At 76.4% G+C, this 23,918-nt stretch carries 20 protein-coding genes; 13 read left to right on the top strand and 7 right to left on the bottom strand.

Annotated features, from left to right (window positions below; genetic code table 11):
* Positions 1-17: 17 nt before the first annotated feature.
* The gene (locus INN71_RS06910; RefSeq protein ID WP_301799970.1) at positions 18-1,274 is read left to right on the top strand and encodes an oxygenase MpaB family protein; all 1,257 of its coding nucleotides are present in this window, start codon (positions 18-20) and stop codon (positions 1,272-1,274) included.
* Between the two features lie 19 nt (positions 1,275-1,293).
* On the opposite strand, the gene INN71_RS06905 is transcribed toward INN71_RS06910, so the two are convergent.
* Positions 1,294-1,728, bottom strand: a complete 435-nt coding sequence (locus tag INN71_RS06905; protein WP_301799969.1) for a VOC family protein — start codon at positions 1,726-1,728, stop codon at positions 1,294-1,296.
* A gap of 115 nt (positions 1,729-1,843) precedes the next feature.
* Between INN71_RS06905 and INN71_RS06900 the strand changes: the two genes are divergently transcribed.
* Positions 1,844-2,209: an MmcQ/YjbR family DNA-binding protein gene (locus INN71_RS06900; RefSeq protein ID WP_301799968.1), complete on the top strand. Its 366-nt coding sequence runs from the start codon at positions 1,844-1,846 to the stop codon at positions 2,207-2,209.
* 28 nt (positions 2,210-2,237) lie between these two features.
* On the opposite strand, the gene INN71_RS06895 is transcribed toward INN71_RS06900, so the two are convergent.
* Positions 2,238-3,185, bottom strand: a complete 948-nt coding sequence (locus INN71_RS06895) for a PfkB family carbohydrate kinase (RefSeq protein ID WP_301799967.1) — start codon at positions 3,183-3,185, stop codon at positions 2,238-2,240.
* A gap of 138 nt (positions 3,186-3,323) precedes the next feature.
* Between INN71_RS06895 and INN71_RS06890 the strand changes: the two genes are divergently transcribed.
* Positions 3,324-4,145, top strand: coding sequence for a PP2C family serine/threonine-protein phosphatase (locus INN71_RS06890; protein WP_301799966.1), 822 nt, complete (start codon positions 3,324-3,326; stop codon positions 4,143-4,145).
* An 8-nt stretch (positions 4,146-4,153) separates the two neighbouring features.
* On the opposite strand, the gene INN71_RS06885 is transcribed toward INN71_RS06890, so the two are convergent.
* Together INN71_RS06885 and ilvA are read right to left on the bottom strand one after the other, a co-directional pair.
* Positions 4,154-5,263 (bottom strand): alpha/beta hydrolase, encoded by a 1,110-nt coding sequence (locus INN71_RS06885; protein ID WP_301799965.1) that lies wholly within the window; start codon positions 5,261-5,263, stop codon positions 4,154-4,156.
* A 170-nt stretch (positions 5,264-5,433) separates the two neighbouring features.
* Positions 5,434-6,741, bottom strand: coding sequence for a threonine ammonia-lyase IlvA (gene ilvA / locus INN71_RS06880; protein WP_301799964.1), 1,308 nt, complete (start codon positions 6,739-6,741; stop codon positions 5,434-5,436).
* A gap of 45 nt (positions 6,742-6,786) precedes the next feature.
* Here ilvA and INN71_RS06875 point away from each other — a divergent pair, with 45 nt between their 5' ends.
* Both INN71_RS06875 and INN71_RS06870 read left to right on the top strand, forming a co-directional pair.
* Entirely contained in the window at positions 6,787-7,155 is a 369-nt protein-coding gene (locus INN71_RS06875; protein ID WP_301799962.1) for a hypothetical protein, read from the top strand.
* Positions 7,148-7,564, top strand: coding sequence for a hypothetical protein (locus INN71_RS06870; protein WP_301799961.1), 417 nt, complete (start codon positions 7,148-7,150; stop codon positions 7,562-7,564). Before INN71_RS06875 ends, INN71_RS06870 begins: the two co-directional genes overlap by 8 nt.
* Positions 7,565-7,616: 52 nt before the next feature.
* Here INN71_RS06870 and INN71_RS06865 read toward each other — a convergent pair whose 3' ends face one another.
* Both INN71_RS06865 and INN71_RS06860 read right to left on the bottom strand, forming a co-directional pair.
* A complete protein-coding gene (locus INN71_RS06865; protein ID WP_301799960.1) occupies positions 7,617-12,245 on the bottom strand; it encodes a DUF5979 domain-containing protein in 4,629 nt (1,542 codons plus the stop codon).
* A gap of 173 nt (positions 12,246-12,418) precedes the next feature.
* The gene (locus INN71_RS06860) at positions 12,419-14,311 is read right to left on the bottom strand and encodes a penicillin-binding transpeptidase domain-containing protein (protein ID WP_301799959.1); all 1,893 of its coding nucleotides are present in this window, start codon (positions 14,309-14,311) and stop codon (positions 12,419-12,421) included.
* A gap of 141 nt (positions 14,312-14,452) precedes the next feature.
* Between INN71_RS06860 and INN71_RS06855 the strand changes: the two genes are divergently transcribed.
* Both INN71_RS06855 and INN71_RS06850 read left to right on the top strand, forming a co-directional pair.
* On the top strand, positions 14,453-15,664 hold the full coding sequence (locus INN71_RS06855) for a phosphotransferase family protein (protein ID WP_301799958.1): 1,212 nt from the start codon (positions 14,453-14,455) through the stop codon (positions 15,662-15,664).
* Positions 15,661-16,344, top strand: a complete 684-nt coding sequence (locus INN71_RS06850; protein ID WP_301799957.1) for a histidine phosphatase family protein — start codon at positions 15,661-15,663, stop codon at positions 16,342-16,344. The genes INN71_RS06855 and INN71_RS06850 overlap by 4 nt, the downstream gene beginning before the upstream one ends.
* 24 nt (positions 16,345-16,368) lie before the next feature.
* Here INN71_RS06850 and INN71_RS06845 read toward each other — a convergent pair whose 3' ends face one another.
* Positions 16,369-17,124 (bottom strand): SDR family oxidoreductase, encoded by a 756-nt coding sequence (locus tag INN71_RS06845; protein WP_277498031.1) that lies wholly within the window; start codon positions 17,122-17,124, stop codon positions 16,369-16,371.
* Positions 17,125-17,297: 173 nt separating this feature from the next.
* Here INN71_RS06845 and INN71_RS06840 point away from each other — a divergent pair, with 173 nt between their 5' ends.
* The 6 genes from INN71_RS06840 to INN71_RS06815 are packed head-to-tail and all read left to right on the top strand — an operon-like array spanning position 17,298 to position 23,916.
* Positions 17,298-17,957 carry a TetR/AcrR family transcriptional regulator gene (locus INN71_RS06840; protein WP_367619026.1) on the top strand — a complete coding sequence of 220 codons (660 nt, stop codon included), beginning with the start codon at positions 17,298-17,300 and terminating at the stop codon, positions 17,955-17,957.
* Positions 17,957-18,838, top strand: coding sequence for a TIGR03084 family metal-binding protein (locus INN71_RS06835; RefSeq protein WP_301799956.1), 882 nt, complete (start codon positions 17,957-17,959; stop codon positions 18,836-18,838). Before INN71_RS06840 ends, INN71_RS06835 begins: the two co-directional genes overlap by 1 nt.
* Positions 18,835-20,664: an acyclic terpene utilization AtuA family protein gene (locus INN71_RS06830; RefSeq protein ID WP_301799955.1), complete on the top strand. Its 1,830-nt coding sequence runs from the start codon at positions 18,835-18,837 to the stop codon at positions 20,662-20,664. The genes INN71_RS06835 and INN71_RS06830 overlap by 4 nt, the downstream gene beginning before the upstream one ends.
* Positions 20,661-21,857, top strand: coding sequence for an acyl-CoA dehydrogenase family protein (locus INN71_RS06825; RefSeq protein WP_301799954.1), 1,197 nt, complete (start codon positions 20,661-20,663; stop codon positions 21,855-21,857). Before INN71_RS06830 ends, INN71_RS06825 begins: the two co-directional genes overlap by 4 nt.
* Complete coding sequence (locus INN71_RS06820; RefSeq protein ID WP_277498036.1) at positions 21,854-22,330, top strand: SRPBCC family protein; 477 nt, start codon at positions 21,854-21,856, stop codon at positions 22,328-22,330. Before INN71_RS06825 ends, INN71_RS06820 begins: the two co-directional genes overlap by 4 nt.
* On the top strand, positions 22,327-23,916 hold the full coding sequence (locus INN71_RS06815; protein WP_301799953.1) for an acyl-CoA carboxylase subunit beta: 1,590 nt from the start codon (positions 22,327-22,329) through the stop codon (positions 23,914-23,916). Before INN71_RS06820 ends, INN71_RS06815 begins: the two co-directional genes overlap by 4 nt.
* Positions 23,917-23,918 lie beyond the last annotated feature (2 nt).

Below are 23,918 nucleotides of genomic sequence, written 5' to 3'. Positions count from 1 at the left end.
CGCGTCAGGCTGGACGCATGAGCGCCCAGGTCGATCGGTCCCCCGGTACGCCGTCCCTCGCCGACCCCGCGGAGGTGCCGGCGCCGCCACCCACGCGGTTCCGCTCCGCCCCCGAGCGCGCGCGGCGACTGGGCCGCACGCTGCGGCTCGCCGCCGGTGTGCGCGAGCTCGACGAGCAGCTGATGGCCCGGATCGGGGTCGCGCTGCGGCAGCAGGACGAGGTGGGCGCCCGGCTGGCCGCGGCGATGCGCCGCCCCGCCGGCGACCCCGAGCGCGTCACGATGCGCGCCTTCCGCACCGCGCTGGCCGACGGGGTCGACGCGGTGCCCGACGCGCCCCCGGCGCTGCGGGAGTTCTTCGCCCACGTGTCGGCCACCCCCGGGTGGGTCGACCTCGACCTCGTCGAGGAGGGCGCGGCCACCTACCTGCGCCTCGGCCAGAACGCGGCCGACGTGCTGCTGCAGCTGTCGCTCATCGGCGGCTACCGCTTCGGCGGGCCGCCCGACCTGCTCGTCGCGACGGGTGGCCTGACCGGCGACAGCACCCGCCGCCGCCTCGCCGAGACGCAGACGTGGACGGCGAGCCTGAGCGCGCCGCGAGCGCTGCGGCAGGACGCGGACGGCCGGTGGGGCGAGGGCTGGCGCGCCACCGTCCACGTGCGTGCCATGCACGCGCTGGTCAACGCCTCGTTCGTCGACTCGTGGGACGTCGAGCGCTGGGGGCTGCCGATCAACCAGGCCGACCAGGCCGGCACGCTCGGCCTCTTCGACGGCGTCGTGCTGCTCGGGGCGCGGGCCCTCGGCGTACCGGTCAGCCGGCGCGAGTCCCGGGCGGTCATGCACCTGTGGAGGTACGTCGGGTGGCTCATGGGCGTGGACGAGCAGTGGCTCGTCGACGACGAGCGCGAGCGGCACCGGCTGAACTACCACGTGCTGCTCGCCCAGGGCGACGTCACGCCGGCGGGCGGCCGGCTCTCGCAGGACATCGTGGCGATGCTCGGGGACATGGAGCACGGCCGCTGGAAGCAGGAGCGCACGCTCAGCATGCTCACGACGTTCCTCGGCCGCGCCTCGATGCGCGACCTCGGGCTGCCCGCGCGCCCGCCGTGGGCGCACCTCTACCTGCTGGGGCTCAACACGTGGCGCTACCGCGTCGACCGGCGGCTTCCCGGCGGCCGGGCGCGCCTGGACCGGTGGTCGACCGCCGTGCTGGACCGCACGATGGCCGACTACTTCGGCACCGACGCGCCCGCCGTCGGCGAGCTGCGGGTGTGACCGGGCGGAGCAGGCGCCGTCAGGCGTCGCCGGGCTCCTCGCCGGAGGCGATGTTGAACATCCAGGCGATGCCGAACGGGTCGGTGACCTGCCCGAACCAGTCGCCCCACACCTGCTTCTCGAGCGGTACGTCGACCGTCCCCGCCGCCGCGAACGCGTCGTACCAGCCCCGCAGGACCGCCTCGTCCTCCGCGTCACCGTTGAGGGCGACGGCGAAGTCGTTCCCGTGCACGATCTCCTCGGCCGGCGGGCCGTCGGAGGCCATGAGGCGGAAGCCGTGGTCGGTGACGAGGAACGAGTGCATGACGCCCTCGGGCGGCGGCACCGGTCCCGTCTCGCCCATGTCGCCGAACGTCATGACGTCGAGCCGGCCGCCGAGGACCGATCGGTAGAACTCCATCGCCTCGCGGGTGTTGCCGCCGAACACCAGGTAGGTGTTCATGTGCGTCGCCATCGTCGTGCTCCTTCGTCGGGTCGCGGCCCCCGTCGGGTCGCGTCGCTGCTCCGACCCGGGCGGGCGGCGGTTCTCATCGGTGCCGCTCGTCGGTGCCCTGTGGGAGCGTGGCGCCATGGCACGTCCCGACGTCCCCCCGGCGATGCTGGAGCGGCTGCGGCGCATCCTGGGCGCCCTCCCCGAGTGCGAGGAGGAGGCGGCGTGGACGGGGGTGCGCTGGCGCGTCGGGAGGGCGACGGTCGCGCACGTGTTCGGCGGCGAGGACCAGCTGTTCCGCGTCACCTTCCGCGCCGAGCCCGCCGAGGTGATGGCGTTCGGCCACCTCGGCGACCCCTACTTCGTGCTCGGGTGGTCCGGCGACGGCGCCGGGATGCTGCTGGACGAGGCGACCGACTGGACCGAGGTGGCCGAGCTGCTCACCGACTCCTACTGCATCCAGGCCCCGGCGCGCCTGGCGGAGCAGGTCGAGCGCCCGGGCTGAGCTCCCCTCCCGGCGACCGGGGTCCCGCTCAGACGCCCTGGGGCACGGCGGCGCGACGGGCGTCGACGAGCTGGCGGGTGAGGCGGGGGTGCACCTGCGGGCGCACCTCGGTGGCGAGGGCGGCCGCGGCCGCGCCGGTGGCGACGGCCTCGCGCAGCGGGCGGCCCACGACGAGGTCGGCCAGGGTGCCGCCGACGAGCGCGTCGCCCGCGCCCTCGACGTCGAGCACGGCGGAGGGCACGGCCGGCAGCATCGTGACGCCGTCGGCGTCGGCGACGACCTGGCCCTCCGCGCCGAGCGTCAGGACGACCGAGCGCACCCCGGCGTCGAGCAGCGCGAGCGCGGCGTCGTGCGCGGTCTCGCCCGGCGGGCGGCGACGGTCCACGAGCAGCACCCGGGCCTCGTCGAGGTTGGTGAAGAGCACGTCGACGGCGCCGAGGTCGGCCGGCACGCGGGCGGCGCGGGCCACCGACACGGTGTCGACGGCGAGCCGCAGGTCGCGGGTGCGGCGGGTCGAGGCCAGCCGGGTGTGCGTGGCGTCCGGGAGCGTCGCGTCGGCGAAGATCCACGCTCCGGTCTCGACGCGCGACAGCGGCTCGACGACGCGCTCGGGCGTCATCTCGTCGAGCACGCCGGTGTCGGAGACACCGAGGACGAGCTCGTCGCCCGGCCCGCGGACGGTGCTCGACGTCGCCGTGGTGCGGCCCGCGATGGGGCGCACGGCCCAGGTGTCGACGCCGATGCGCTCGAGGTCGTCGAGCAGGGCGCGGCCGGGCACGTCGTCCCCGACGACGGAGACGAGCGCGGCGCGCACCCCGAGACGGGTGAGGTTCTCGGCCACGTTGCGGGCGACGCCGCCGTACGCGGTGCCGCCGGTGGCGGGGTGGGACTTCCCGAGGACGACGGGACCGGTCACGCGGTAGGAGCGGTTGAGGACCGCACCGCCGACACAGGTCACGTAGGGGTGGTAACGCACCTGTCGACAGTACGACTTCTGCGCGACATCTGGCCGTTCCGTGCGAGGGATCACACGGGCCCTCACCCGTCCGTGCGAGACGCGGACGGGGCGCGGACGGCGTGGGGCCGGATGGGCGCTACTGGCAGGATGGGAGGCATGCTGCGGTTCGTCGGTGCGGGTTCCAGTCACGTGGGGCTCGTGCGCGACCACAACGAGGACGCGGCGTACTCGTCGCCCTACCTCGCCCTCGTCGCCGACGGGGTCGGGGGCGCGGCGGCCGGAGAGGTCGCCTCCGCCACCGCCGCCTGGGTGGTGGCCGCGACCGCCCGCTCCCACCCCGACGACGACCCGGCGGTGGTGCTCGGCGAGGCCATCCGCACCGTCGTGCTCGACCTGCACCGCGGCGTCGCCGCCGACCCCGACCGCACGGGCATGGCCACCACGCTGACGGCGGTCGCGACCGACGGGCACCGCGTCGTGCTGGCCCACATCGGCGACTCGCGGGCCTACCTGATGCGCGGCGGCCAGTTGCTGCGCGTCTCCCACGACCACACCTTCGTGCAGGCGCTCGTCGACGCCGGCGACATCTCCGCCGAAGCGGTGCGCACCCACCCGATGCGCAACGTCGTCATGCGCTCGCTGCACGCCGGGTCGGGCACCGAGGCCGAGGTGCAGCCCGACATCGCCGTGCTCGACGCCCAGCCGGGGGACCGGCTGCTGCTGTGCAGCGACGGCCTCACCGACATGGTCGAGGACGCGGCGCTCGCCCCGCTGCTGGGTACGGCGGACCCCGCCGCCGCGGCGGACGCCCTCGTCCGGGCCGCGCTGGACGGCGGGGGCCGGGACAACGTCACGGTGCTGGTGCTCGACGTCGTCGACGACCCGGACGCCGTGCGGCTCTCGGCCGACGGCGAGCTGCACGGCGCGATCCGCGACCCGCGCAACGTCGTCGACCCGGGCGAGCACCAGCACCCCTGAGGGCCGGCTCAGGCGGTGACGGCCTGCTGCACCTGCTCGGCTCCCGTGGCCCGCTCGACGAACCGCGCTGCGTTCTCGAGCGCCTCGCGGCCCTCGGGAACGAAGCCGGCGGCGGCCTGGAACACGTGCACCTGCTTGTCCCACACCTCGAGCTCGACCTGCACGCCCGCGGCGGCGAGGGTCTCCGCGAGCCGCACCCCGTCGGCGTACAGGCACTCGGCGGAGCTGACCTGCACCAGCACCGGCGGCAGTCCGCGCCGCGGGGCGTGGGTCGGCGACTCGATGGGGTCCTCGCCCCGGCCCCGGCGCTGATTGACCCGCGCGGCCAAGTGCTGGAAGCGGCCGATCGCGGCGCGGGGAAAGAGCGTGCAGCCCGGGTAGGTCACGTCGTCGGAGGGCACGAAGTCCACCAGCGGCGACAGCGCGACGACGGCGGCGGGCGCCGGCAGCCCGGCGCGCTGGATCGCGATGGCGAGCATGACCGAGAGGAAGCCGCCGGCCGAGTCGCCCATGAGCACGGTGCGCGCCGGGTCGGCGCCGTGGTCGAGCGCGTAGCGGTAGCCGTCGACGGCGTCCTCGAGCGCGTCGGCGACGGTGTGGCGGGGCAGCTTGCGGTACTCCGGCGCGACGATCGTCGCCCCCGTGCGGTGCGCGACGCGGCTCAGCAGCTGGCGGTGCAGGTGGTTGCCGCCCACGAGGAACGCGCCCCCGTGGAGGTAGACGATGGTCCGACCGCTCGTCGCCGCGGCGTCCGTCGTGACCCGCGTGCCGGGGCAGTGCGGCAGGCGGATGCGGTCGAAGGTCGTGCCGGGCAGCGGTCGCAGCAGCCGGCCGAGGTGGTCCACGGCGTGGTAGGGCCAGGGCAGGTGGGGCGCGAGCGTCCAGACCCCGATGAGCGGGCGGACCGTGGCGCGCAGCCACAGGTCGAGCGCCGCGCTGCGGGCGCCGCCGCCGCCGTGGTCGCGCCGTACCAGCGTCGTGTCGGCCCGCGCCGCACGCGCCGAGGCGACCGAGGTCACCGAGGCGAGCGCGCCCTCGGCCTCGAGCCCCTCCAGCGGGTCGGGCGTCGTCGCCGACGCCGCGGCGACGGACTCCGCCGCCCTCCTCGTCCTGCGCATCGCGTGACCCCTCCTCGCGCCCGGCCGACCGTCCACCGGTCGGACCGCCCATTGTGCTCCCCGTCACAACTGCCCGGGGGAGATCGGCCGGTGCGGCCCCGACCTGAGGACCGGCCGGTACCCGTTCGTCGCCCGCTCACGAGGACGCGCCGCGGCGCGGGCGCCCGGTGTCAGAGCACGAAGCCGAAGAGGGGGCTGTCGGGGTCGACCTTCGTCACGCGCAGGTTCGAGACCGCCATGCGCTCGCGCAGGGCCCCGAGCTCGCCCGGGTCGCCGAGCTCCACGCCGACCAGGGCCGGGCCCGTCTCGCGGTTGTTGCGCTTCGTGTACTCGAACAGGGTGATGTCGTCGTCGGGTCCGAGCACCTCGTCGAGGAAGCGGCGCAGCGCGCCGGGCTCCTGGGGGAACTCGACGAGGAAGTAGTGCTTGCGGCCCTCGTGCACCAGCGCCCGCTCGACGACGTCGGCGTAGCGCGAGACGTCGTTGTTGCCGCCCGACACCACGCAGACCACGGTGCTGCCGGCCGGGGGCGCGTCGGGCCCGGCCACCATCCGCAGCGCCGCGCTCGCCAGCGCCCCCGCGGGCTCGGCGATGATCCCCTCGGACTGGTAGAGGTCGAGCATCTCCACGCACACGAGGCCCTCGGGCACGGCGAGGGTCGCCAGCTCGACGGTACGGCGGGCCGCGGCCACCGCGGCGTACGTCACCGCCCCGATCCGCCGCACCGCGGCGCCGTCGACGAACGGGTCCACGTGCGGCAGGTCGACGGGCCCGCCGGCCGCGAGCGCCGCCGCGAGGGAGGCCGCGCCCGCCGGCTCCGCGGCGAGCACGCGCACGCCCGGGGCCCGCTCGGTGAGGTACGTCGTGGTGCCCGCCAGCAGCCCCGCACCCCCGACCGGTACGACGACCGCGGCCGGCGCGAGGCCCGCGGCCGCCGCCTGGGCCACGACCTCGGCGGCGACGGTGCCCTGCCCCGCGACCGTTCCGGGGTGGTCGAAGGCCGGCACGACGGTGGCGCCGGAGGCCTCGGCGAACTCGGCGCAGGCCGACGCGGCGTCGTCGTACGCCTCGCCCGCGATGACGACCTCGACGTGGGGGCCGCCGAGCGTGGCGACCCGGTCGCGCTTCTGCCGCGGCGTGGTGCGCGGCAGGAAGATCGTGGCGGCCACCCCCGCCCGGGCGCAGGCGTAGGCGACGCCCTGGGCGTGGTTGCCGGCGCTCGCGCAGGTCACGCCGCGTTCCCGCGCCGCCGCGTCGAGGCCCGCGATCACCGTGTAGGCGCCCCGCACCTTGTAGGAGCGGACCGCGGTCAGGTCCTCGCGCTTGAGCCACACGTCGTACCCGGTCAGCGCGGAGAGCCGCGGGCTGTGCTGCAGGGGCGTCGGCGGGATCACCGGGGCGAGGAGGGCGGCCGCCCGGTCGACGTCGGCCGCGCCCGGCAGCCCCGGGCGCGCGTGGTCGGGGAGCGAGGTCGTCACCGGGTCAGCGTAGGGCGGTGGTCACCGGTCCCTACGATGGCTCCCGTGTGGGACCCGCTGCAGCTCGCCGTCGTCGTGGCCTCCCTGGCCGTCGCGGCCCTCGCCGGGTTCTACGTCTGGCGCGACCGCCGCCCCGACCCCCTCCTCGGCCTCCCGCTGTGGGTGGTCGAGCTGCTGCTGGTGGCGCAGCTCGTCGTCGGCCTCGTGCAGGCCGTCCGGGGCGTGCCCGACGGGGTGAGCGTCGCGACGTTCGTCGGCTACCTCCTCGGGCTCGTCGCGCTGATCCCGGTCGGCATCTGGTGGGCGCGCGGCGAGCCGAGCCGCGCCGGCACCGGGGTGCTGCTCGTCGTGCTGCTCGTCATCCCCGTGCTCGTCGTGCGCCTCGAGCAGATCTGGGACCCGGTCGGTGCCTGACGCCACCGCGGCCGCGTCCCGCCGTACGTCGGGGGGCTGGGGGCGGGTGCTCGTCGCGGTGTACGCCGTGCTCGCGCTCGCCGCGACCGGCCGCTCGTCCGTGCAGCTGTTCACCCACGCCGCCGACGCGCCCGTGCCCTACGGGCTCTCGGCGCTCGCGGCGCTCGTCTACGTCGCCGCCACCCTCGGCCTGGCCCGTCCCGCGCCGGTGTGGCGCCGGGTCGCCTGGGTGGCGGTGCTGGTCGAGCTCGTCGGGGTGCTCGCCGTCGGCACCGTCAGCGTCGTGCACGGCGACTGGTTCCCCGACGACACCGTGTGGTCGCGGTTCGGGTCGGGCTACGGCTACCTGCCGCTGGTGCTGCCGTTCCTCGGCCTGGCCTGGCTGCTGCGCACCCGCCGCCCGGCCTGATCCGTGGTGGCAGCGCCACGGAATCCCTGGCGCTGCCACCACGATCCGGAGGTCAGGCGCTCCGCATCCGCGACCAGAGCGCGCCGGCGCCGAGCAGGAGCACGCCCGCGACGGCCAGGGGCACGAGCGGGTCGACGCGACGGCCGTCCTCGTCCGGGCCCGCCTCGGCGGCGGCCGGGGCGGCGAGGCCCAGCGAGCCCTCGGGGTCCTCGGCGCCCGGGACCACGCGGCTGTCGGGGGCGGCCTGGAGCAGCGGCGGCACGCCGAGCGGCACCGCCGCGCCGGGGAGGCTCCCGGGCGCGGCGCCGGGGAGGCCCGTCGCCGGAGCGCCGAGACCCGGCGCGGGCGGGAGCACCGGGGTCGTCGAGCGCGGGCCGAGGCCGGCGCGGGTGACCGGGTCGGCGTACGCCGTCCGCGGCCCCACCGTGATCACCAGCTCCTGCAGCCGGCTCGGGTCGCCCGCCGCGACGGTCACGGCGGTGGCGGGGCCGTCGGCCGAGACGCGGTACGCCGTGCCCCCCGCCGCCGTGCAGGCCGTGCCGGCCGGGAGCAGGGCGGGCGCGCCGTCGCGTCCGGCGACGACCGAGCGCCCGGCGGCGACCTCGACGCGACCCGACCAGACGGGCGCGCTGCCGCGCCGGCAGGTGACGTCGACCGTCGCGGCGCCGGCGAGTGCGTCGTCGCCCCGCACGACCAGGCGCCCGGCCGACCAGGCCGACACGAGCTCGAGCACCGTGTGGCCGTCACGGGTGGCCGTGCGCAGGGCGACCGCGCCGGCCGCGCCCGCGTCGGCGCCCGCCGCGTCGGTGTCGGCGGCGCTGCACAGGGCGCCCACCGGCAGCGGCGCGGCGACCTCGGCGGCCCGGCCGTGGCGCAGGTCCATCTGGACGGGCAGGCCGGGCAGCGTGGTGCCCCGCCACGTGCAGGTCACCTCGACCCGGCTGGCCGCCGGGGCCATCGGCGCGCCCACGCCGGCGACGCGCTTGACGACCAGCAGGCGCGCGAGGTCGAAGCGGGTGGCCACCTGGAGGCGGCCGCCGGGGGACGCGGGCGTCACGCGGGTGCCGGCCGCGGGCTGCACGGCGACGGCCGTGGCGCCCTGGTCCTGCGTGACGCCGGCCGAGCAGACCGAGCCGAAGGGCACCGGGAGGTCGCGGACGGCCTCGCCGTCGGCGAGCTGCACCGTGCGCGGGAAGCCGTGCACCGCGACGCCGCCGCGGACGCAGTCGACCTGGATGGCCGTGGGCCCGGAGCCGAAGAGGGCGACACCGTCGCCGTCCGCCTCGTGCGTGATCTCGAGCGCGCCCGACGGCACGTTCACCTCGGCGCAGACGCCCGCGCCCTCGGGGCACGGGTCGGGCAGGATCGCGCCCTCGAGCTCGAAGCGGCTCAGCAGGCTGCCGGCCGCGTAGGCGTCGGGCGCGGCGACCAGCTCGACGACCTTCGTCTCGTACGGCGCGAGCTCGAGCGCCGGCCACGTCACCTCGCCGCCCGTGGCGGGCGCGGGGACGGGCTCGACGGGCACCTCCGGGTCGACCGGCGCCTCCGGGTCGACCGGCACCTCCGGGTCGACCGGCGCCTCCGGGTCGACGGGCAGCTCGGGTTCGAGCGTCGGCAGCAGCGGTCGCTCCGCGGCGCCCAGCAGCCCGGTCTGCAGCCCGTCGGCGAGCTGGCCGACGGCGTCGAGGAGCAGCTGCACGACCCCGCCGAGGGTGGCGCTGAGGAACTGCAGGCCGACGGGCAGGCGCCCGACGGGGGCGTTCGTCGTCAGGGGCGAGGGGCCCGGGTTGCTGACGGACAGCCGGTAGGTCACGGCCTCGCCGGCGCCGGCGTACGCCCGGTCGGCGGAGAGCTCGACGACGGGGGGCAGGTGCTCGGCGTACCGGGTCGTGCCCACCTTCTGGCTCTCCCGGGCGGGCAGGCCGGAGCCGGTCCAGGCGTTGCGGGCCGTCGCGGCGGCGGTGTTCCACGCGACGGCGCCGGGGGCGACGCCCGCGGGCACCGCGACGGTGAAGGTGAGGTCGAAGCCCTCGCCGATCGCGTAGGTGTCGCGGGAGGTGACGCGCAGGCCGCGCACCTCGCCCGCCGGGGCGCTCTCGCGCCAGGTGGCGCAGCCGTCGGCCAGCGGGCTGCCGAGGTCGGAGTGGCAGACGTCGGTGCCGGTCGCGTACTGCACCTGCAGGCCCGCGGGTGCGTCCTCGATGCGCACGAACCGGGTGGTGAACCCGCTGCCCCGCGGGGTGCCGACCGCGGCGCCGGCCAGCAGCTCGTCGCCGGGGGTGGGGAGCACGTCGTACAGCACCACGTCCTTCAGCGGCACGTCGGCGGTGTTGCGCCACCGGACCGTGTACGTCGCCTCCCCGCGCTCGGCGCTGACGAGCCCGAGGGCGGGCGCGGCCTTCGCGCCCGCGTCGCGGTCGCCGCGCACGACGGTGTCGACGGAGAACGAGGCGGCGCCGTCGCCGACCTCGACGCGCAGCGGGGCGGTCGCGCCGCAGCCCGCGGCGGGGACGGCGAGCCCGCTGACGTGGGGGGCGACCGTGCCGGCGCGGGCGCCGGGGGTCTGGGCGCAGGTGTCGGCGACCGCGCCGCGCGGCAGCAGGAGGCGGGCCTCGTTGACGTGCAGGCCCGGGCGGGTGGTGGCCACCGGCAGGCGGGCCGCCAGCTCGAGGCGCGCGCCGCCGGCGCTCGTCCACGGGGCCAGCTCGGCGGCCGGCACCGTGACGGTCACGAGGGTGCGCCCGCTGCCGCCCACGTTGGCCGCGACGCGCAGCGGCGCCTCGAGCGTCGCCGTGCGCTCCGCCTGGCGCCCGTCGTCCCCGCGGTGGGTGACGTCGACGGTGACGGGCAGGGTCGCGGGCACGGCGCCGTCCCAGCGGGTGCCGACGGGCAGGCGGTCGGCGAGCACCAGGTCGCCCCCGGCGGCACCGGGCAGCAGGGCCCGGCCGGTGAGGTCGAGCGTCGTGGTGCCCCCGACCTCCTCCACGACGTCGTCGGCGAACGACGTCGCGACACCGAGCTGGGGGCGGCCGGCGACGGCGAGCTGCGCGTCGCGCGGGGCCAGCGCCGTCGACCAGTCACCGTGGTGGGCGCGCGCGCTGGTGCGGGCGACGAGGACGTCACCCGCGGCGACGCCGGCGTCGGCGTACCCGTAGACGGCCCAGTGCATCCGGAACGACTCCGCGCCCGGGGTGCGGGGGAACTCGAGCGCCCGCACCTGGCCGACGGCGCCCTGCGGGACCGCGAACGCGACCCACTGGCCGCCGTCGGCGAGGCCGGGGGAGGCGCCGGTGCGGTGCAGCGGGACGCGCGAGCCGTCGGTCAGCAGGGCCTGGGCGCGGTACGTCGGGGGCAGCGCCGGGCCGTGGTCGCCCTCCGCGTCGTTGTCGACCCACACGGCCGCGGTGGTGGCGTGGAACGCCGGGGCGCAGGCGCCGTCGCGGGGCTCGTGGCGGGTGCCGCCGGTCAGGCACGGCAGCTGCTGGCTGAGCGCGACCTGGTAGCCCGAGCCGCCCTCGACGTTGTTGTACGACGCCTTGAAGCCCGCCTGGGTCAGCCCGGTCGCCTCGTTCGGCTGGTACTGCGCCAGCGTGCTGCCCGGCTGCGCGGCCAGCGTGCCGAGCCAGTCGCCGGCGTACGTCGCCTGCGAGCGGTCCTCGGTGGAGCCGGTGTCGGAGGTGCTGGTGCGGACCTGGCCGAACGCGCCGGCGAACAGGCCGCCCGGGCTGGCCTCGGGACGCGTGCGCACGGTGACCTGGGTGGTGGTGCGGACGGTCTCGCCGGTCACGACCGGGGTGGACCCGCCCGAGCTGGGGCGGGCGCGGAGCACGAGCGGGAGCTGCGTGCCGTCGACCTGGTCGGCGGCGATGCGGGCGACGACGGCGCCGCGCACCGGGGTCGTGGCGCCGCGCTCGGTGCAGCTGGCGGGCAGGTGGGCCGCGTCGGCCACCCACGTCACGGTGCGGTCGTCGCGGCGCGTGGCGCCCGGCTCGGCCCGCACGAGCTCGAGGCCCGGCGCGAGCTCGGCGACGATCTCGAGGCGGCCCGGGAAGACGTTGCCGACCTCGGGCTGCAGGCAGCCGACCTCGACCTCGAAGCGCACCTCGTCGCCCGGCTTGCGCCACACGTTGCCCGCGGTCACCGCCCGCGCGACCACCGACGTGCGCGCCTCGACGCTGCTGCGCGTCGTCGGCGTGTAGCCGCCGGGGGCGCCGCGCACCGACGCGTTGGTGCTCGTCGCCGTCGGGGTCAGCGACCAGCCGCTGCCGTCGGCGAGCACGTCGTTCGGCGGGGTCACGGTGAGGGGGACGGTGACCGAGGTGCCGGCGGGCAGCGGGCCGGCGACCCGCGCGACGAGCGCCCCGGCCTCGACGGCGGTCGTGACCTGCACGCCGCCCGCGGCACCGGGCTCGCCGGGCACCACGTCGTACGCCGCCGCGTCACCCAGCGGGAGCCGCGCGACGACGCCCTCGCACGGGGCTTCCGGCCGCGAGCACGCCACGCGCACCTCGTAGCCGAACGGGGTGCCGGAGGGGGCCTGGGGTGCGGTCGTCGCGCGGATGCCCACCTCGAGGCCGGTGGTGGCCTGGGCGGGGGCGCCGAGCGCGACCATGCCGAGGAGGACGAGCAGGAGGGCGGACCCGGTCCGGGTGACCGGGTGCAGGCGTGCGGACCTGACCACGTGCGTGACTCCCCCGAGTGGGTCACGGCCACGACGCCGCACCGGCCCGGTCAGGGCCGGCAGCGGGCCCGAGTCCGCGACGGAGCTGGATGGTGTGGGCCCGAAGTTACTCCCGGCGGGCCCCCGCGTCAGCCCCCGCGAGGTGTCGACCTGGTGACCGGCCGGTGTCGCCGCTACCGGGCGGCGCCGGCCAGGAAGTCGCGCAGCACGGGGCCGGCGGTGCGGGAGCCGGACTCGCCGGTCTCGACGAAGACGGCCACGGCGAGGTCGCCCTGCGTCGCGATCATCCAGGCGTGGGTCGCGGGCGGGGTCGCGGTGCCGAACTCCGCCGTACCGGTCTTGGCGCCGACGGGCGCGCCCGGCAGGTCCGCCAGCGCGCGGCCGCTGCCCTCGGTGACCACTGCGCGCAGGAACCCCTGCAGCGCCGAGACCTCCTCCGCGGTGAGTGGCGTCGCGGGCGGCACCTGCTCCGTCGCCACCTCCGGGAGCAGGCGGGGCAGCACGGCCCGGCCGGCGGCGACGGAGGCCGCGACGGTGGCCATCGCCATCGGCGAGGCCTGCACCCGGCCCTGGCCGATGAGGGAGGCGGCGGCCTCGGTGGCGCCCTCCGGCGCCGGCACGGAGCCCAGGTACGCCGGGAACCCGAGGTCGTGGTCGACCCCCAGGCCGAGGGCGGCGGCCGCCTCGGCGAGCGCGCCCTCGCCGACGAGGTCGGCGTTGCCGAGGAAGGCGGTGTTGCAGGAGTTCGCCACCGCCGCGGTGAGGGTGATGCGGCCGAGCGCGGCGGCCGGGTAGTCGTCGTAGTTCTCGAAGGTGCGCCCGTCGACCGTGGTCGTGGCGGGGCACTCGACCGCGTCGTCGGGCGCGACCCCGGCGCGCACGAGCGCGAGGGCGCTGACGACCTTGAAGGTGGACCCCGGCGCGAACCGGCCCGACGTCGCCACGTTGTTCCCCCCGGCGCCGGGCCCGTTCGCGACGGCCAGGAGGGCGCCGTCCGAGGGGCGCACCGCGACGAGCGCGCTCGCGGGGCCGACCTCCGCCAGCGCCGACTCGGCCAGGGTCTGCAGGGGTACGTCGAGGGTCGTCGCCAGGTCGGTGCCGGGCACCGGGTCCTCGGCGTGGACCTCGCGCTCGCCGCCCTCGGCGTCGACCACCACGACGGCGAGCCCGTCGGTGCCGCGCAGCGTGTCGTCGTACCGGCGCTGCAGGCCGCTCAGGCCCACCTCGTCGCCGGCGGCGACGGCGCCGTCGGACTCCTCGACGACCTCGGCGGTGGCCTCGCCGACGGTGCCCAGCACCGGGGCGGCGAAGGTGCGGGTGGGGGCGAGCTGGCGCGTGTCCTCGAGCGCGGCGACGCCCGGCGTGCCGGACAGCAGGTTCGGGTCGGCCTGCTCGGCGCGGACCACGAGGGCCTCGACGAAGGCGCGCGGACCCGCGGCCGCGACGCGCTGGACGAAGGCGGCGGCGTCGATGCCGAGCGCCTCGGCGAGGGCCTGCGCCGACGTCGCGACGATCGACGCGTCGACGAGGGACTTGTCGATGCCGTAGCGCACGACGGGGCGCGGGAGCACGATCGGCGTGCCGTCCCCGGCCAGCACCGCACCGCGGGGCGCCGCGACGGTGCGGGCGCGCAGCACCTCGCCCTCCAGCAGGGAGGACTCGACGAGGGCGGGGGACCAGCGCACCGACCAGTCCTCGCCGGCACCGGTCAGCTCGACGGTGGTCGTGTGGTCCCACGTCGCGGAGCCGAGCTCCCACGACCAGGAGAGCTCGGCCGTGGCGCGGCCGTTGTCGGGGTAGACCTCGACCGCGGAGCCGCTGACGACCGGCTCGACGTCACCCATCCCGGCGACGATGGTGTCGAGCTGCTCCTGGGCCTCGGCGGGGCGGGCGCCCGACAGCGGGACGTCGTCGAGCTCGCCGGCCGAGAGGGCCTGCGCCAGCGTCGTCACCACGTCGGTCGCGGCCTCGCGCTCCTCGTCGTCGCCGCTGCACGCCACGAGCGACGCCGCGACGACCAGTGCCACCACCGTCGCCACGCCACCGCGACCGAACCTGCGCCTCATGCCCGCTCCCCCCGCAACCTGCCGAATCCGCCTCGCCGCCCGATGATGTCGGACACAATGCCGGACGGGACCGGAAGGGCGGACGCGGGCACCCGCCGACGTCGTACCGGCCGGTCCGGGCAGCGTGAGGAGAGCGTGGTCGTGAGCGAGGACGGTGTGGTCGGCGACGCGACGAAGCCGGTGCGCGACGAGGACGCCTTCGACGTCGCGGCGGTCGACGGGTGGCTGCGCAGGGCGCTCGCAGGCACCGCGGACGGGGCCGAGGTCGCCCCCGGCGTGCTCGGCAGCGAGCGCGCCGCGCTGCCGCCCGGCCTGCCCGTGGTGCGCCAGTTCCCCGGTGGTGCCTCCAACCTGACCTACCTCCTCCGCTACGGCCCGCTCGCCGCCACTTCCGACGGCGAGTCGGGGTCCGCCGGCGTGCGCGAGCTCGTGCTGCGCCGCCCGCCCCACGGCGCGCGCGGCGGCAGCGCCCACGACATGGGCCGCGAGTTCGCCCTGCAGGCCGCCCTGCGCCCCGTCTTCCCGCTCGTGCCCGCCATGGTGGTGCACGGCACCGACACCGCGGTGCTGGGCGCGGAGTTCTACGTGATGGAGCGGCTCGCCGGCACGATCCTGCGTTCCGACGTGCCCGCGGAGCTGGCCGCCGCCCTCACCCCCGAGGCGGTCGACGAGCTGTGCGGGCGGGCGGTCGACGTGCTCGGCGCGCTCCACGACGTCGACGTGGCCGCCGCCGGGCTGGAGCGCTTCGGCCGGGGCGGCGACTCCGTGGCCCGGCAGGTCGCCGGCTGGACGCGCCGGTACGCCGCGGCCCGCACTCCCGACGTACCCGACTTCGCGGAGGTGACCGCGTGGCTCGAGGCCGAGCGGCCCGCCGACGTCGGCTCCTGCCTGGTGCACAACGACTTCCGGTTCGACAACCTCGTGCTGCACGGCGACCCGCGCGCGGGCCGGCCGTTCGAGGTCGCGGGCGTGCTCGACTGGGAGCTCGCGACCGTCGGCGACCCGCTGTGCGAGCTCGGCAGCGCGCTGGCCTACTGGGTGCAGGCCGACGACGAGCCCGCGTTCCGCGTCTCCCGGCGCCAGCCCACCCACCTGCCGGGCATGTGGACGCGCCGCCAGGTCGTCGAGGGGTACGCCGCGCGCCGCGGCCTCGCGGTCGACGCCGGCTCCTGGCGCTTCTACGAGGTCTTCGGCCTGTTCCGCCTCGCCGTCATCGCGCAGCAGATCTGGGCGCGCTTCGTCACCGGCGCCACCACGAACCCGGCCTTCGCCGCGCTCGGACCGATGGTGGGGCTGCTCGAGCAGCGCTGCCGGCAGGTCGTCGAGCACGGACCCGTGGGGTGGGACGCGTGAGCGGCACGGTGCTCCTCGTGCGCGACGGCCACGCCGCGTGGGACGCCGAGGGCCCGTACTCGATCTCGCCGCTGGGGTGGGAGCAGGCCCGGCTGCTGGGGGGCACGCTCGCGGCCCGCGGGGTCGCGCCCGCGACGCTGCTGCACGGGGAGCCGCCCTGCCACGCCGGGACCGTCGAGAGCATGGCGGAGGCGGCCGGCTGGTCGACCGAGCCGGTGCTCGACGCGCGGTGGAACTGCTACGACCACCGCGAGGTGCTGCGCGACCACATGCCGACGATGGTCGGCGGCGCCGACCCCGACCCGGTGCAGGTGCAGCAGTGGCTGCAGGTGGCGATGCTGCGCTGGACCAGCGGGGAGCACGACGACTACACCGAGGCGTTCGCCGCCTTCGCCCGCCGCACGTGGGACGCGCTGGGCGACGCCGCCGAGCGCGCCCGCAGCGGCGGCCCCGTCGTGGTCGTGACGTCCGGCAGTGCGATCGCCTGGGTCGTCGTCGCGATGGTGGGCGGCTGGGAGCCGGAGGTGCCGGCCGCCGAGCTCGCCGGCGCCTGGACGCGCCTGCACCCCGTCGTGGTCAACACGGCGGTGACCAAGGTCGCCGTCGGACCCGCCGGCGTCCGCCTCGTGTCGTTCAACGAGCACGTCCACCTCGAGGCCACCGCCCCCGTCGGGGGGTGAGGGGCGCGGGGGTCTCCCCGCGGCTCAGACCAGCTTGCGGAGCACGCCGAGCGGGGCGTGCTTGAGCACGACGCTCATGGGCGCCCAGGGCAGGGGCGGGACGCAGGCCGACGCCTTCTCCTTCTCGATCGCCGCGACCATGGCGCGCACGCCCTTCTCGGTCGAGACGATCATCGGCGGGTTGCCGCCCGTGCCGTCGTTCATCTCCGAGGTGATGAACCCGGGGTAGAGCACCGTGACCTTGATGTCGGAGCCGTACACGTCGGCCCGTACCCCCTCGGCCAGGTGGGCGACGCCGGCCTTGGTCGCGGCGTACGTCGTGGTCGACCCCGGCAGCCCGCGCATCGCGGACATCGACGACACCATGACGAGGTGCCCGTCGCCCTGCGTGCGGAACACCTCGAGCGCGGCCTCGGTCTGCGCCAGTGCGCCGAGGAAGTTGGTGACGGCGGTCTGCCGGTTCGCGCGGTGCTTGCCGGTGCCCAGCTGCGCGCCCTTGCCGAGACCCGCGTTGACGATGAAGCGGTCGATGCGTCCCAGCGCCCGGGCGAGGTCGTGCACGACGGTGAAGACGGCGTCGTCGTCGGTGACGTCGAGCGCCCGCACCTCCACGCGCCGCTCCGGGTGGCGCGCGAGGATCTCGGAGCGCAGCTCGTCGAGGCGGTCGGTGCGGCGCGCGCACAGCCCGAGGTCGTAGCCGAGGTCCGCGAACTGGCGGGCCATCTCCGCCCCCAGCCCGGAGCTCGCGCCGGTGATGACGATCGTGCGTGCGTCGCTCATGCGGGCAGTGTGACCGAGACGCCGCCGGGCCGTGGGCCGGGTACGGCGGCACCCCCGCGCCCGCCGTACCCGCCCGGGGTCCGACGCGCCGGCCCTCGGATCGGTTGCGTCCTGGCCGTGGGAGAAAAAGACAGGCTTGACTGTTTGTGGGCTCGTGCCCCAGGGTGGGCCGGGTGACCGTGACGCAGCGCACGAACCGCGTGCCCCAGGAGGAGCGCACGCGGGCCATGCGCGCACGCCTGCTCGAGGCCTGCGTCGAAGTGCTGGCCGAGCGGGGCTGGGCGGGCACGTCGACGACCGTGGTCTCGCAGCGCGCCGGCGTGAGCCGCGGCGCGCAGCTGCACCACTTCCCGTCCAAGAGCGACCTCGTCGTGGCCGCGGTCGAGCACCTGACGCAGGCGCGGCGCGCCGAGCTGAGCGCTGCCGTCGCCGCGCTGGGCGAGGGGCGCAGCACGGGCGCGGTGCTGCGCATGCTGGCCGACCTGTTCACCGGCCCCGTCTTCACCGCGGCCCTCGAGCTGTGGGTCGCGGCCCGCGCCGACGACGCGCTGCGCGAGGTCGTCGCGCCCTTCGAGCGCCACCTCGGCCGCGAGACCCACAAGCTGGCCGTCGAGCTGCTCGGCGCCGACGAGTCGCGACCCGGCGTCCGCGAGCTCGTGCAGGCCACGCTCGACCTCGTGCGCGGCCTCGGCCTCGCCGCCACGCTCGGCGACGACACCGCCCGCCGCGCCCGGATCCTCGACCAGTGGGCGCTCACGCTCGACGCCGCGCTCGACGCCGCCCCCGCCACGCCCGCCGCCCCCGCCCCGACCCCCGACCTCCAGGAGTCCTGATGGCCCCGCCCCCCGACCCCGCCGCCGGAGGCGCCCTCGCGGGCGTCCTGGCCGACCTCGACGCGCTGTCGGTCCGCCTGGACGCCCTGGTCGCCCCGCTGCCCGAGGCCGACTGGCGCCGCCCGACGCCGGCGGCGGGCTGGGACGTCGCGGCCCAGGTCGGGCACCTCGCCTGGACCGACGTCGCCGCCACCGCGGCCGCCGGTGCCGCGGCCGGGGCGAAGGAGCCCTGGGACGCCCTCGTGCTGCAGGCGATGAGCGACCCCGAGCACTTCGTGGACACGTCCGCGACGGAGGGGGGCGCCGTACCGCCCGCCACGCTGCTGGCCGACTGGCGCGACCGCCGCGCCACCCTGCAGGCGGCGCTGCGCGAGCTGGCCGAGCGGCACCCGGGGGCGAAGATGCCCTGGTTCGGCCCGCCGATGAGCCCGACGTCGATGGCGACGGCGCGCTACATGGAGACCTGGGCCCACGGCCTCGACGTCGCCGACGCCCTCGGCGCGCCGGTCGAGCACGACGACGGCGTGCGCCACGTCTGCCACATCGGCGTGCGTACCCGCGCCTTCTCCCACCTCAACCGCGGCGAGGAGGCCCCCACCGCCGAGGTGCGCGTCGAGCTCGTCGGCCCCTCGGGTGCCACGTGGACGTGGGGTCCGGAGGACGCCGCGCAGCGCGTCGAGGGCCCCGCGGTCGACTTCGCCCAGCTCGTCACGCAGCGCCGGCACCGCGCCGACCTCGCCCTGCGCGCGACCGGCGCCGAGGCCGACCACTGGCTCGACGTCGCCCAGGCCTTCGCCGGTCCGCCCGGCCCGGGCCGCGCGCCGGCCGGCACCGACACCGGCACCGCCACCAGCACCGACAGCCAGGGAGGACCGGCGTGAGCGACGTGCTGCGCATCGGCAACTGCTCGGGGTTCTACGGCGACCGGCTCTCCGCCATGCGCGAGATGCTCGAGGGCGTCACGACCGGCCCGGACGGGCCGCACGGCCTCGACGTGCTCACCGGCGACTACCTCGCCGAGCTGACGATGCTCATCCTCGGCAAGGACCGCATGCGCGACCCGACGTCCGGCTACGCCCGCACCTTCCTGCGCCAGGCGGAGGACTGCCTCGGTCTCGCCCTCGAGAAGGGCGTGCGCATCGTCGCCAACGCCGGCGGGCTCAACCCCGCCGGGCTCGCCGACCGCCTCGCCGAGGTCGCGCAGGGCCTGGGCCTGTCGCCGCGTATCGCCCACGTCAGCGGCGACGACCTGTCCGCCGCGCTGCGCGAGGGCGCGGTGGCGCTGCACCCGGCCGACCGCGACTGGTCGCAGGCCCTCACGGCCAACGCCTACCTGGGCGCGTTCGGCATCGCCGAGGCCCTGGGCGCCGGTGCCGACGTCGTCGTCACCGGCCGCACCACGGACGCCTCCCTCGTCGTCGGCCCCGCGGCGGCGCACTTCGGCTGGGGCCCCACGGCGTACGACGAGCTCGCGGGCGCCGTCGTCGCCGGCCACGTGCTGGAGTGCGGCACGCAGGCCACCGGCGGCAACTTCTCCGGGTTCGGCGACCTGCCGCCCGACGCGCTCACCACGCCCCTGGGCTTCCCCGTCGCGGAGATCGCCGCCGAAGGCTCGTTCGTCGTCACCAAGCACGACGGCACCGGCGGCGCGGTCACGACCGACACCGTCACCGCCCAGCTGGTCTACGAGATCCAGTCGAACCGCTACCACGGCCCCGACGTCACCACCCACCTCGAGACGGTGCGCCTCGAGCAGGTCGGCCCCGACCGCGTGCGGGTCGGCGGCGTCGTCGGCAGCCCGCCGCCGGAGCGGCTCAAGGTCGCCGTCAACGTGCTGGGTGGCTGGCGCAACAGCGTCGAGTTCGTGCTCACCGGCCTCGACATCGACCATAAGGCCGCGTGGGTGCGCGCCCAGGTCGAGTCGACCCTCGACGCCTCGCCGCTGGGCCGGCCCGCGACCCTCGACTGGTCGGACACCGGGCCCGCCACGCCGGACGCCCCCACCGAGGAGTCGGCGTCCGTCCTGCTGCGCGCCACCGTGCTCGACCCGGACGCCGAGAAGGTCGGCCGTTCCTTCACCTCGGCCGCCGTCGAGCTCGCCCTCGGCTCCTACCCCGGCTTCGCGATCACCGCACCGCCGGCCAAGCCCTCGCCGTACGGCGTCTACCACCCGGCGTACGTCGACCGCGGCGCCGTCGAGCACCTCGTCGTCGTGCGGGATGCCGACGGCGAGGAGCAGCGCGTCGTCGTGGCCGACCCCCCGGTGACCACCGGGGCGGACGAGGTGGCGGACGTGGAGGCGCAGGCGCAGCGCCCCTCGCCGTACCCCGCCCCGATCGACACGCTGACGCGCCGGATGCCGCTCGGCTCGTTCGTCCACGCCCGCTCGGGCGACAAGGGCGGCGACGCCAACATCGGGCTGTGGGTCGCCACGACCGGCGCCCGCCACGACCCGGCGAAGCACGCGGCGCGCGTCACCTGGCTGACCAAGCTCGTCACCCCCAGCCGCATCCGCGAGCTGGTGCCGGAGGCGGCCGACCTCGAGGTCGAGGTCTACCCGCTGCCCAACCTCGGAGGAGTCAACGTGGTGGTCAAGGGTCTGCTCGGCGAGGGGGTGGCGGCCTCCACCCGCTTCGACCCCCAGGCCAAGGGCCTCGGCGAGTGGGTGCGCAGCCGGATGGTCAGCGTCGAGGACTCGCTGCTGTGAGCGGGCGGATGGAGACCTCGCTGGCCGCCGACGTCGCCTTCACGGGTACGCCGGAGCGCACCGCCCTGCGCGAGGCCGCCGCGGCGTTCACGCGGCGGGAGGTCGCGCCGTACCTGCAGGAGTGGGAGGACGCCGGCGCCCTGCCGCGCGAGCTGCACGCCACGACGGCGAAGGCGGGCCTGCTCGGCATCGGCTTCCCCGAGGCCGTCGGCGGCGACGGCGGCGACCTGCTCGACTCCGTGACGGTGACCGAGGGGATCTTCGACGGCGGCGGCTCGGGTGGCCTCATCGCCAGCCTCTTCACCCACGGCATCGCGCTGCCGCACATCGTGGCGAGCGGCGACGCCGACCTCGTCGACCGCTTCGTGCGGCCCACCCTGGCCGGCGAGACCATCGGCTCGCTCGGCGTCACCGAGCCCGAGGGCGGCTCCGACGTGGCGTCGATCCGCACCACGGCGGTGCGCGACGGGGACCACTACGTCGTCAACGGCGCCAAGACCTTCATCACCTCGGGCACGCGGGCCGACTTCGTCACCACCGCGGTGCGCACGGGCGGCGCGTTCGAGCCGGGCCAGGGCCACGGTGGCGTCTCGCTGCTCGTCGTGGAGGCCGGCACGCCCGGGTTCACGGTGGACCGCAAGCTCGACAAGATGGGCTGGCACTGCTCCGACACCGCGCAGCTGTCGTTCGTCGACTGCCGCGTGCCGGCGGCCAACCTCGTCGGCGAGGAGGGCACCGGGTTCGTCCAGATCGCGCAGCAGTTCGTCGTCGAGCGCATCGGCCTGGCGGTGCAGGGCTACGCTGCGGCCGCCCGCGCGCTGGCGCTCGCCGCGGCGTACGCCCACGAGCGGCAGACCTTCGGCAAGCCGCTCAGCTCGCGCCAGGTGGTGCGCCACAAGCTCGTCGAGATGCGCCGCCAGGTCGAGGTCGCCCGCACCTACACGCACGCGGTCGCGGCCCGGCACGTCGCGGGAGAGCAGGTGATCGCCGAGGCGTGCCTGGCCAAGGAGACCGCGGTGCGCACGGCCGAGCAGGTCTGCCACGAGGCGGTGCAGCTGTTCGGCGGCACCGGCTACATGCGCGGCTCGGAGGTCGAGCGCCACTACCGCGACGTGCGGCTGCTGGGCATCGGCGGCGGCGCCAACGAGGTGCTCGCCGACCTCTCCGCGCGGCTGCTGGGGTACGCCGGATGAGGCTCCTGCGCCCCCTCGGCGGGGAGGTGTCGCGCCACGTCGCGGCGCCGGTCGACGCGGTGTGGGACCTGGTCAGCGACGTCACGCGGATCGGGGAGTTCTCGCCCGAGACGTTCGAGGCGCGCTGGACCCGCGGCTCCACCGGTCCCGCGGTCGGCGCGACCTTCAAGGGGCACGTGAAGCGCAACGGCGTGGGGCCGACGTACTGGACCCCCTGTCGCATCACGCGCTGCGAGCCCGGCCGCGTCCTCGAGTGGTCGGTGGGCACGCCGAAGCAGACGATCAACAACTGGGGCTACCGCCTCGAGCCCGCGGGCGACGGCACCCGGGTGACGGAGTACTACCGCCTCGACCCGGCGCTGCCGGTGCGCCTGTACTGGCTGCTGCTCGGGCAGCTGCGGGGCCGGACCAACGAGCGCGGCATGCGCACGACGCTGGACCGCATGGCGCGCGTCCTGGAGGAGGGCCGATGAGCACGAACCGCGAGGCACTGCTGGAGAAGGTCGAGGCGCTCGACGCCGAGAACGCGAAGGCCGTGGCGGGCGGCGGGGAGAAGTACGTCGCGCGGCACAAGAAGCGGGGCAAGCTGCTGGCGCGCGAGCGCATCGAGCTGCTCCTCGACGAGGGCTCGGCGTTCCTCGAGCTGAGCCCGCTGGCCGGCTGGGGCTCCGACTTCACGGTCGGCGCCTCGCTCGTCACGGGCATCGGCGTGGTCGAGGGCGTGGAGTGCATGATCACCGCCAACGACCCGACCGTGAAGGGCGGTGCGTCGAACCCCTGGACGCTGAAGAAGGCGTTCCGGGCGGCGCAGGTCGCGGCCGAGAACGGGCTGCCGACCATCGCGCTCGTCGAGTCCGGCGGCGCCGACCTGCCGACGCAGAAGGAGATCTTCATCCCCGGCGGGCGGATGTTCCGCGACATCACCCGGGCCTCCGCCGACCGGCGTCCCACCATCGCGCTCGTGTTCGGCAACTCGACCGCCGGCGGCGCCTACATCCCCGGCATGAGCGACTACACCGTCATGGTCAAGGAGGGCGCCAAGGTGTTCCTCGGCGGCCCGCCGCTGGTGAAGATGGCGACCGGCGAGGAGTCCGACGACGAGTCGCTGGGCGGTGCGGAGATGCACGCCCGCACCTCGGGCCTCGCGGACTACCTGGCCGCCGACGAGCACGACGCCATTCGCATCGGGCGGCGCATCGTGGCCCGCCTCGGGGTCCGCAAGGCGCGCGCCGACGCCGCGCTGCCGGCGTACGCCGAGCCGGACCTCGACCCCGACGGCCTGCTCGACCTCGTGCCGACCGACCTCAAGGAGCCGTTCGACCCCCGCGAGGCGATCCTGCGGATCGTCGACGGCACCACGCCCGGTGTCGGGCCGGCGGCGAACGTGCCCTTCGACGAGTTCAAGCCGCTCTACGGCTCCTCGCTGGTGACGGGCTGGGCGCGGATCCACGGGCGGCCCGTCGGCATCCTCGCCAACGCCCAGGGCGTGCTGTTCAGCGAGGAGGCGCAGAAGGCGACGCAGTTCATCCAGCTCGCCAACCAGGTCGACACCCCGCTGCTGTTCCTGCACAACACGACCGGCTACATGGTCGGCGCCGAGTACGAGCAGGGTGGGATCATCAAGCACGGCGCCCAGATGATCAACGCGGTCTCCAACTCCGCGGTGCCGCACCTGACGGTGATCATGGGCGCCTCCTACGGCGCGGGGAACTACGGCATGAACGGGCGCGCCTACGACCCGCGCTTCCTCTTCACCTGGCCCTCGGCGAAGTCGGCCGTCATGGGCCCGGCGCAGCTCGCCGGCGTCATGGACCTCGTCATGCGGGCCGGCGCCGAGGCCAAGGGCCAGCCGTACGACGAGGAGGGCGCCGCGGGCATCCGCGCGTACGTCGAGCAGCAGGTCGAGGAGCAGAGCCTGCCGTTCTTCCTCTCCGGGCTCGTGTACGACGACGGGGTCATCGACCCGCGCGACACCCGCACCGTGCTCGGCATCTGCCTGTCCGTCATCGACAACCAGCCGATCCGCGGGACCGACCGCTTCGGCGTCTTCAGGATGTGAGC

Source organism: Nocardioides sp. ChNu-153 (assembly GCF_030466625.1).
Lineage (GTDB): Bacteria > Actinomycetota > Actinomycetes > Propionibacteriales > Nocardioidaceae > Nocardioides.
The sequence above is the reverse complement of the archived record's forward strand: the minus strand, read 5'-3'. Positions and strand labels throughout refer to the sequence as shown.

Coding starts and splice junctions, on each gene's coding strand:
- INN71_RS06910 (WP_301799970.1), top strand. CDS start 18: ATGAGCGCCCAGGTCGATCGGTCCCCCGGTACGCCGTCCCTCGCCGAC.
- INN71_RS06905 (WP_301799969.1), bottom strand. CDS start 1,728: ATGGCGACGCACATGAACACCTACCTGGTGTTCGGCGGCAACACCCGC.
- INN71_RS06900 (WP_301799968.1), top strand. CDS start 1,844: ATGGCACGTCCCGACGTCCCCCCGGCGATGCTGGAGCGGCTGCGGCGC.
- INN71_RS06890 (WP_301799966.1), top strand. CDS start 3,324: ATGCTGCGGTTCGTCGGTGCGGGTTCCAGTCACGTGGGGCTCGTGCGC.
- INN71_RS06885 (WP_301799965.1), bottom strand. CDS start 5,263: ATGCGCAGGACGAGGAGGGCGGCGGAGTCCGTCGCCGCGGCGTCGGCG.
- INN71_RS06860 (WP_301799959.1), bottom strand. CDS start 14,311: ATGAGGCGCAGGTTCGGTCGCGGTGGCGTGGCGACGGTGGTGGCACTG.
- INN71_RS06845 (WP_277498031.1), bottom strand. CDS start 17,124: ATGAGCGACGCACGCACGATCGTCATCACCGGCGCGAGCTCCGGGCTG.
- INN71_RS06835 (WP_301799956.1), top strand. CDS start 17,957: ATGGCCCCGCCCCCCGACCCCGCCGCCGGAGGCGCCCTCGCGGGCGTC.
- INN71_RS06820 (WP_277498036.1), top strand. CDS start 21,854: ATGAGGCTCCTGCGCCCCCTCGGCGGGGAGGTGTCGCGCCACGTCGCG.
- INN71_RS06815 (WP_301799953.1), top strand. CDS start 22,327: ATGAGCACGAACCGCGAGGCACTGCTGGAGAAGGTCGAGGCGCTCGAC.